Below are 7,784 nucleotides of genomic sequence, written 5' to 3'. Positions count from 1 at the left end.
CGGTCCTTATGGCCCTCAAAACACGCATGAAGGCGAACGGGAAGGCCCCGAAGGAAATCATATGTGCGGCCATGCGCAAGCTGTTGCATCTGGTGTACGGAGTGCTCAAGTCGGGGAAACCCTATGACCCTGACATCGCGCTTGCTCGATGAGGGTCAAGACGGTATCTACAGTCCAGTGTTTGCTGCGAGGACACCGAGGATTTTCCTAAAAAAGATATGTACGAGCGTTACGCCGTCTTCCAGGTAATCTCTTCCTCGCCATCAGCGCTGATACGAATCCAGCGATCAGCGGTTTCGTCGCTTTCTTCCTCAACCCAGGTGCCGGGTGCGCAACGGACTTCCACGTTCAACGCCGCGAATGCAGCGCGGGCGCAGGCGATGTCGTCTTCCCAAGGAGTGTTGTCACTGTCCAGATGCAGGCTGTTCCATTTACCTACAGCCTTGGGCAGCCAGGTCACCGGGACGCTGCCCGCCTTGCACTTCCACGTCTGGCCTTTCTGTACCCAGTCGGTGCAAGGGCCGACCGCAATACTCAGCCACCCGGCAATAGCCTTGTGATCAACGTCGGTGTCCTTCAGGTAAATCTCGATATCGGGTTGGCGCATGGATGCCTCGTTATTAATTGAAAAAATCCATTCGCGGATTCAGTCGGATGCCCGCTAACAGGCATCTTCGTTGGTTGTTATTGCAATACGAAATAATCGTAGCGCATGGAAACGGTGACCTCGAAAGGTTCGGCCTGCTCAATGACATCCGCACGACGTTCTGCGCTGGCTCGCCAGCCGTGGGGCGTCATGGCCAGCAGGTTGGCGCGGGCCTGACCGTCGACGAGGCTCAGCTTGAAACGCAGGGTTTCACTGTGAGCCAGTGACATGCCTTCCGGCACCAGAGCCAGATGTTTGTCATCGGCATAGTCGCGGACTTCGTCATAGAGCCGCTCGCGCAGTTCCATCAAGTGCTCGCTGGTCGGGCCGACCCGCATCAACCCGCCACCCGGCGTCAGCAGGCGCTTGGCCTCGTTCCAGTCCAGAGGGCTGAACACGCTGGCCAGAAACTGGCAGCTGGCGTCCGGCAGTGGCACGCGAGCCATGCTGGCGATCAACCATGTCAATTTCGGATTACGGCGGCAGGCGCGTTTGACCGCTTCGCGGGAGATGTCCAGCGCATAACCATCGGCGTCCGGCAGAGCTTCGGCGATTTGCGCGGTGTAATAACCCTCGCCACAACCGATGTCCAGCCAGCGCGCCGGAGCACGTTCGGCAGCCAGCTCCGCCAGACGCCTGGCCACCGGCGCGTAGTGACCGGCGTTAAGGAAGTCCCGGCGAGCCTCGACCATGGCTTGATTGTCACCAGGGTCGCGGCTGTTCTTGTGCTGCACCGGCAACAGGTTCAGATAACCCTGACGGGCGCGGTCGAAGCGGTGGTTGGCCGGGCAGGCCACGCCGTTGTCCACCGCAGTCAGCGGTGCGGAGCAGATCGGGCAGGTCAGCATCAGGCGAGCAACTTGACCAGAGTCTGGTAGTAAATCTCGGTCAGCACGTCGAGGTCGCTGGCCAGAATGCGCTCGTTGACCTGGTGAATCGTTGCGTTGACCGGGCCCAGCTCTACCACCTGCGTACCCAAGGTGGCGATGAATCGTCCGTCGGAGGTGCCGCCGCTGGTGGAAGCTTTGGTCTCACGGCCAGTGACGGCCTTGATGCTGGCCGAAACCGCATCGAGCAAATCGCCCGGCTCGGTGAGGAACGGCAGGCCGGACAACGCCCAGTCCACATGCCAGTCCAGGCCATGCTTGTCGAGGATGGTCGATACCCGCTGTTGCAAGCCCTCGACGGTGGATTCGGTAGAGAAGCGGAAGTTGAACACCGCTACCAGATCACCGGGGATCACGTTGGTCGCGCCCGTGCCGGAGTTCAGGTTGGAAATCTGGAAGCTGGTCGGCGGGAAGAAATCATTGCCTTCGTCCCAATGTTCGGCGGCGAGTTCTGCCAGAGCCGGAGCCGCCAGATGAATCGGGTTGCGCGCCAGATGTGGATACGCCACATGACCCTGCTTGCCGCGTACGGTCAGCGTCGCGCCAAGGGAGCCGCGACGGCCGTTCTTGACCACATCGCCCACCAGCGTGGTACTCGAAGGCTCGCCCACGATGCACCAGTCCAGCCGCTCGTTGCGCTCACGCAACCGCTCAACCACGGCCTTGGTGCCATGATGCGCCGGACCTTCTTCGTCGCTGGTGATCAGGAAAGTGACTTTGCCTTTGTGGTCAGGGTGATCAGCGACGAAACGCTCGGCAGCCACTACCATTGCGGCCAGACTGCCCTTCATATCGGCTGCGCCCCGCCCGCACAGCATGCCTTCTGCATCGATCAGCGCATCGAACGGATCGTTTTGCCAGGCTTGCACCGGGCCGGTCGGCACCACATCGGTGTGACCGGCAAAGCACAGCACCGGACCTTCGTTGTTGCCATGGCTGGCCCAGAAATTATCCACGTCCTCGATACGCATCGGCTCCAGCTTGAAGCCTGCGTCGCCAAGGCGCTGCATCATTACAGCCTGACAATCGGCATCAATGGGCGTGACCGAGGGACGACGGATCAGGTCGCAGGCAAGTTGCAGCGTAGGCGAAAGGTCGGCTGGGGCCGTCATGTACATAACTCCAATCAGAAGCGCGGATGATCCGGTGGCGCACGGACCGTATAGGGGCGCGAAAAAGGCGCCTATCTTAAAGCAAAACGGGGAGGGGAGGCCGCCGTTTATGGATAAGGGCGCTTATTTCCTCAAGTGTAAAAGGGGCGGCATCGGGCTGGTATCGTGAGCGTCCCTCAAACCGCGTCAGCCCCTTTCGCCAACAAGTTGCCTCCTACCTCCAATAGCGACCAGTCTGGGTCTCCGCGTCGCCGTGGTAGGAGCGAACTTGTTCGCGAGGCGGTACGCCTGAATAAACCGCGTCAGCCCCTCTCGCCAACAAGTTGCCTCCTACCTTCAATAGCGACCAGTCTGGGTCTCCGCGTCGCCGTGGTAGGAGCGAACTTGTTCGCGAGGCGGTATGCCTGAATAACCGCGTCAGCCCCTCTCGCCAACAAGTTGCCTCCTACCTTCAATAGCGACCAGTCTGGGCCTTCGCGTTGCCGTGGTAGGAGCGAACTTGTTCGCGAGGCGGTATGCCTGAATAACCGCGTCAGCCCCTCTCGCCAACAGGTTGCCTCCTACCTTCAATAGCGACCAGTCTGGGCCTTCGCGTTGTCGTGGTAGGAGCGAACTTGTTCGCGAGGCGGTACGCCTGAATAACCGCGTCAGCCCCTCTCGCCAACAAGTTGCCTCCTACCTTCAATAGCGACCAGTCTGGGCCTTCGCGTCGCCGTGGTAGGAGCGAACTTGTTCGCGAGGCGGTATGCCTGAATAACCGCGTCAGCCCCTCTCGCCAACAAGTTGCCTCCTACCTTCAATAGCGACCAGTCTGGGTCTCCGCGTCGCCGTGGTAGGAGCGAACTTGTTCGCGAGGCGGTACGCCTGAATAACCGCGTCAGCCCCTCTCGCCAACAAGTTGCCTCCTACCTTCAATAGCGACCAGTCTGGGCCTTCGCGTCGCCGTGGTAGGAGCGAACTTGTTCGCGAGGCGGCGTGCCTGAATAACCGCGCCAGCCTCTTCAGTACACTTTCTGACCAATCACCCACCTTCAGGATGCCCTAACTTCACCAAAGCCCTATAATGCGCGCCGGTTTTTGGGGTATTGGTCATGAGTTCAGAAGATCCGCGTTTTGCAGGTATCGCCCGTTTGTACGGCATCGAAGGTCTGGAGCGGCTGCGGGCTGCCCATGTTGCTGTGGTCGGTATCGGCGGTGTCGGTTCCTGGGCGGCCGAAGCCATGGCGCGTTCAGGCGTGGGTGAGATTTCCCTGTTCGATCTGGACGACGTCTGCGTCAGCAACAGCAACCGTCAGTTGCATGCGCTGGACAGCACCGTTGGCCGCCCGAAAGTTGAAGTGATGGCTGAGCGTCTGCGGGCGATCAATCCTGATTGCATTGTGCACGCCGTGGCTGATTTCGTGACCCGCGACACCATGGCCGAGTACATCACGCCCGATCTGGATTGCGTGCTCGATTGCATTGACGCCGTCAACGCCAAGGCTGCGCTGATTGCCTGGTGCAAGCGTCGCAAGATTCAGATCATCACCACCGGCGGTGCTGGCGGGCAAATTGATCCGACGCTGATTCAGGTCTGCGACCTTAACCGTACCTTCAACGATCCACTGGCTTCAAAAGTACGCTCAACCCTGCGCCGCGATTACGGTTTCTCCCGTACCATGAACCGCCATTACAGCGTGCCATGCGTATTTTCCACTGAGCAACTGCGCTATCCCAAGCCGGACGGCAGCATTTGCCTGCAGAAGAGTTTTGTCGGGGATGGGGTCAAGCTGGACTGCGCCGGTGGTTTTGGCGCGGTGATGATGGTGACAGCGACCTTCGGTATGGTCGCGGCCACCAAAGCCGTGGACAAGATTGTTGCAGGTGTACGTCGCCCATCGGAGCGTGCCAAACCGGTCTCGGTACCGCCGCCTCAGGCCGCCGTTTCTGTCAGCTGACGCATCCTCTGCAGCACGGCATTCAGACCATTGCTGCGTGAGGGAGACAGCTGACGGCTCAAGCCGAGCTGGTTGAACCAGTCGGGCAAGTCCACTTGCTGGAGTTCCTGCGCCGACAGGCCATTCACCCGAGCCAGCAACAGCGCCACCAGACCACGAATCATCCGCGCATCGCTGGCGGCGCGAAATTGCCATTGGCTGTTCGTCATCTCACCCGATAGCCAGACTTTGCTTTCGCAGCCGTGGACCAGGTTTTCGTCTGACTTTTCATCGTCGTGCAGTGCAGGCAAGCGCTCGCCCCATTGCATGAGCAATCGTGCACGTTGCTCCCAGCCCTGTGGTTGAGCGAAGGTGTCCAGTGCGGTTTGTGCGTCGACGGGCAGGGTCATCGCAATAACTCCAGCGCCTGATCCAGCGCGTTGAAGAAGTGCTGCAAGTCACTGGAGTCGTTATACAGCGCCAGAGAAACCCGTATCGCTCCCGACAGGCCGAGGCTTTTCAGCAATGGCATGGCGCAGTGATGACCTGCCCGCACGGCGATGCCCTGTTCAGTGAGCAGATGCGCGAGGTCGGCGTTGTGGATGCCGTCGACAACAAAGCTGACCAGCGCCAGTTGCGGCTCGCCCAGTACCCGGACTTCGTCCCGCTGACGCAACCCCTCAAGCAGCATGGCGTGCAGACCTGCTTCATGCTCCAGTACTGCGCGGTGATCGAGGCTCTGCAAATAATCCAGCGTCGCGCCAAGGCCGATCACTCCGGCAATCGGCGGTGTCCCGGCCTCGAAGCCCAGCGGTGCCGGGCGGAATTTCGCCTGATCGTAATCAGTCGTCAGGACCATCTCGCCGCCGAACTGCCAGTGTTGCAGACGCGGCAGCACGTCATCGCGGCCATACAGAATGCCGACGCCTTCGGGGCCGTACAGCTTGTGACTGGAAAACACGTAGAAGTCGCAGCCCAGTGCCTGCACGTCATGTCGACCATGGACCACACCTTGAGCGCCATCGACGACCGTCAGTGCGCCTTGGGCCTTGGCCAGTGCGAGTAATTCCGGCAGTGGCTGCCAGGCACCCAGCACGTTGGACAGTTGGCTCACCGCGAGCAGGCGGGTGCGCTTGCCGATCAGTTGCGCAGCGGCGTTCAGGTCGATCAGCCCCTGTTCATTGAGCGGCAGAATGACCAGCTTCAGATTGCGCCGTTGAGCCAGTTGCTGCCAGGGCAACAGGTTGGCGTGATGTTCCAGCGCGCTGATGGCGATCTCATCACCCGCCACGAACTCATGCTCCAGGCCGTAGGCCAGCAAATTGAGGGCAGAAGTAGCGCCATGGGTAAAAATAATCTGACCTGTCTCACCGGCATTCAGCCAATGAGCGACCTTGCGGCGGCTGTTTTCGAATGCCTCAGTCGCGTGCGCACCCGGCAGATGCTGTGCACGATGCACATTGGCTGCGCCGTTGGCGTAGTAATGGTTCAGAGCGTCGAGCAGGGCTTGAGGTTTCTGGGTGGTCGCGGCATTGTCCAGATAGGTCTGGCCTTGCCGTTGCAGGGCGTCGATGGCTGGAAAGTCAGCGCGCCAGGGAGAAGAAAGGGGCATGTACTTTGACTCGGTGAGTCAGGCCCGATCTTGCGATCGGACCTGATGCAGCATCGATCAGTTGTGAGCGTGCAGCGCTTCGTTCAGCTCGATAGCCGACTTGTGGGTTTTGCATTCCACAGCGCCGGTTTCCGAGTTGCGACGGAACAGCAGGTCAGGCTGACCAGCCAGATCACGGGCTTTGACGATTTTGACCAGTTTGTTCTGATCATCCAGCAGCGCAACCTTGGTGCCAGCGGTCACGTACAGACCCGACTCCACGGTGTTGCGGTCGCCCAACGGGATGCCGATACCGGCGTTGGCACCGATCAGGCAGCCTTCGCCGACCTTGATGACGATGTTGCCGCCACCGGACAGGGTGCCCATGGTGGAGCAACCGCCGCCCAGGTCAGAACCCTTGCCAACGAATACGCCAGCAGAGACACGACCTTCGATCATGCCCGGGCCTTCGGTGCCAGCGTTGAAGTTGACGAAACCTTCGTGCATCACGGTAGTGCCTTCGCCGATGTAGGCGCCCAGGCGGATACGCGCGCTGTCGGCGATACGCACGCCGGTCGGCACGACGTAGTCAGTCATTTTCGGGAATTTGTCGACGGAGAAAACTTCCAGCAGCTCACCCTTGAGGCGTGCTTCCAGTTGGCGCGGAGCCAATTCGGTCAAGTCAATGGCGCCCTGGCTGGTCCAGGCAACGTTTGGCAGCAGCGGGAAAATCCCGGCCAGACTCAGGCCATGCGGTTTGACCAGACGATGGGACAGCAGATGCAGCTTGAGGTAAGCCTCAGGGGTGGACGTCAGCGCAGCATCTTCGGCGAGCAGGGTCGCGACCAATGGCTTGTGGCTCTCAGCCAGACGGGTCAGCAATGCAGCCTGGCCAGCGTCAACGGACTTGAGAGCTTCAGCCAGCTTCGACGCCTGATCGGTGTTGAAGGTAATGGCCTGGTTGCCACCGGTGTAACCCAGTACAGGTGTAACCGCTGCGATCAATTCGGCGGTCGGGTTGATCAGTGGCTGGGCGTAGAAAACTTCCAGCCATGCGCCTTGACGGTTTTGAGTGCCGACACCGAAGGCGAGGCTGAACAGGGTAGTGGACATGGAAATACCTCTTACTAATTTAAAGGGCTATCTCAGTCAGGCGATAGCCGCTGCATACAGGTCTGGTTTGAAGCCGATCAGGGTTCTGTCGCCGAGGTCGAGCACCGGGCGCTTGATCATCGACGGTTGAGCGAGCATCAGTTCAATCGCTTTATCCTGATCGAGGTCGGCTTTCTGCGCCTCGTCCAGCTTGCGAAAGGTGGTGCCTGCACGGTTCAACACTGTCTGCCAGCCGTGCTCGTTGCACCACCGGGTCAGATGTTCGCGATCAATGCCTTGGGTTTTATAGTCGTGAAAATCGTAGCTCACCGGCTTTTCATCGAGCCAGGTGCGAGCCTTTTTCATCGTGTCGCACGCTTTGATCCCATACAGGTGCAACTTGTTGATTTCATCAGCCACGAGCTTGCCCCCTTTGAGACGGTTGAAAAACGGTCACGGATTATGCCACGGACAGGCAGGCTGGGCGTGTACTGCCGACGTGTTTATATAGCCGGGCATGACTTTTTTGCCAGGGTTATG

The 7,784-nt window shown here is 59.8% G+C and carries 8 protein-coding genes; 1 reads left to right on the top strand and 7 read right to left on the bottom strand.

The window, feature by feature from the left end; genetic code table 11:
• Positions 1-229 precede the first annotated feature (229 nt).
• The 3 genes from CKW31_RS06920 to dapE form a co-directional block, all read right to left on the bottom strand.
• Positions 230-607: a hypothetical protein gene (locus CKW31_RS06920; protein WP_095093605.1), complete on the bottom strand. Its 378-nt coding sequence runs from the start codon at positions 605-607 to the stop codon at positions 230-232.
• A gap of 77 nt (positions 608-684) precedes the next feature.
• Positions 685-1,494, bottom strand: coding sequence for a putative RNA methyltransferase (locus CKW31_RS06915; protein ID WP_087274068.1), 810 nt, complete (start codon positions 1,492-1,494; stop codon positions 685-687).
• A complete protein-coding gene (gene dapE, locus CKW31_RS06910) occupies positions 1,494-2,645 on the bottom strand; it encodes a succinyl-diaminopimelate desuccinylase (RefSeq protein WP_095093604.1) in 1,152 nt (383 codons plus the stop codon). The genes CKW31_RS06915 and dapE overlap by 1 nt, the downstream gene beginning before the upstream one ends.
• Before the next feature lie 1,091 nt (positions 2,646-3,736).
• Between dapE and tcdA the strand changes: the two genes are divergently transcribed.
• Complete coding sequence (gene tcdA, locus CKW31_RS06905; RefSeq protein ID WP_095093603.1) at positions 3,737-4,582, top strand: tRNA cyclic N6-threonylcarbamoyladenosine(37) synthase TcdA; 846 nt, start codon at positions 3,737-3,739, stop codon at positions 4,580-4,582.
• Here tcdA and CKW31_RS06900 read toward each other — a convergent pair.
• The 4 genes from CKW31_RS06900 to CKW31_RS06885 are packed head-to-tail and all read right to left on the bottom strand — an operon-like array spanning position 4,558 to position 7,643.
• The gene (locus CKW31_RS06900) at positions 4,558-4,971 is read right to left on the bottom strand and encodes a SufE family protein (RefSeq protein ID WP_095093602.1); all 414 of its coding nucleotides are present in this window, start codon (positions 4,969-4,971) and stop codon (positions 4,558-4,560) included. The two genes, tcdA and CKW31_RS06900, sit on opposite strands and share 25 nt — an antisense overlap.
• Positions 4,968-6,173 carry an aminotransferase class V-fold PLP-dependent enzyme gene (locus CKW31_RS06895; RefSeq protein ID WP_095093601.1) on the bottom strand — a complete coding sequence of 402 codons (1,206 nt, stop codon included), beginning with the start codon at positions 6,171-6,173 and terminating at the stop codon, positions 4,968-4,970. The genes CKW31_RS06900 and CKW31_RS06895 overlap by 4 nt, the downstream gene beginning before the upstream one ends.
• Before the next feature lie 57 nt (positions 6,174-6,230).
• Positions 6,231-7,265: a 2,3,4,5-tetrahydropyridine-2,6-dicarboxylate N-succinyltransferase gene (gene dapD, locus CKW31_RS06890; protein ID WP_095093600.1), complete on the bottom strand. Its 1,035-nt coding sequence runs from the start codon at positions 7,263-7,265 to the stop codon at positions 6,231-6,233.
• Between the two features lie 36 nt (positions 7,266-7,301).
• Positions 7,302-7,643: an ArsC family reductase gene (locus tag CKW31_RS06885; RefSeq protein ID WP_027900581.1), complete on the bottom strand. Its 342-nt coding sequence runs from the start codon at positions 7,641-7,643 to the stop codon at positions 7,302-7,304.
• Positions 7,644-7,784: the final 141 nt, after the last annotated feature.

The sequence above is a fragment of the Pseudomonas sp. Irchel 3A5 genome (genome assembly GCF_900187575.1).
Classification (GTDB): domain Bacteria; phylum Pseudomonadota; class Gammaproteobacteria; order Pseudomonadales; family Pseudomonadaceae; genus Aquipseudomonas; species Aquipseudomonas folii.
Note: the sequence above shows the minus strand (reverse complement) of the source record. Positions and strands in the feature narration are given on the sequence as shown.

What these genes read in the sequence shown, in the direction of transcription:
- CKW31_RS06920 (WP_095093605.1), bottom strand. Translation starts at nt 607, where the DNA reads ATGCGCCAACCCGATATCGAGATTTACCTGAAGGACACCGACGTTGAT.
- CKW31_RS06915 (WP_087274068.1), bottom strand. Translation starts at nt 1,494, where the DNA reads ATGCTGACCTGCCCGATCTGCTCCGCACCGCTGACTGCGGTGGACAAC.
- dapE (WP_095093604.1), bottom strand. Translation starts at nt 2,645, where the DNA reads ATGACGGCCCCAGCCGACCTTTCGCCTACGCTGCAACTTGCCTGCGAC.
- tcdA (WP_095093603.1), top strand. Translation starts at nt 3,737, where the DNA reads ATGAGTTCAGAAGATCCGCGTTTTGCAGGTATCGCCCGTTTGTACGGC.
- CKW31_RS06900 (WP_095093602.1), bottom strand. Translation starts at nt 4,971, where the DNA reads ATGACCCTGCCCGTCGACGCACAAACCGCACTGGACACCTTCGCTCAA.
- CKW31_RS06895 (WP_095093601.1), bottom strand. Translation starts at nt 6,173, where the DNA reads ATGCCCCTTTCTTCTCCCTGGCGCGCTGACTTTCCAGCCATCGACGCC.
- dapD (WP_095093600.1), bottom strand. Translation starts at nt 7,265, where the DNA reads ATGTCCACTACCCTGTTCAGCCTCGCCTTCGGTGTCGGCACTCAAAAC.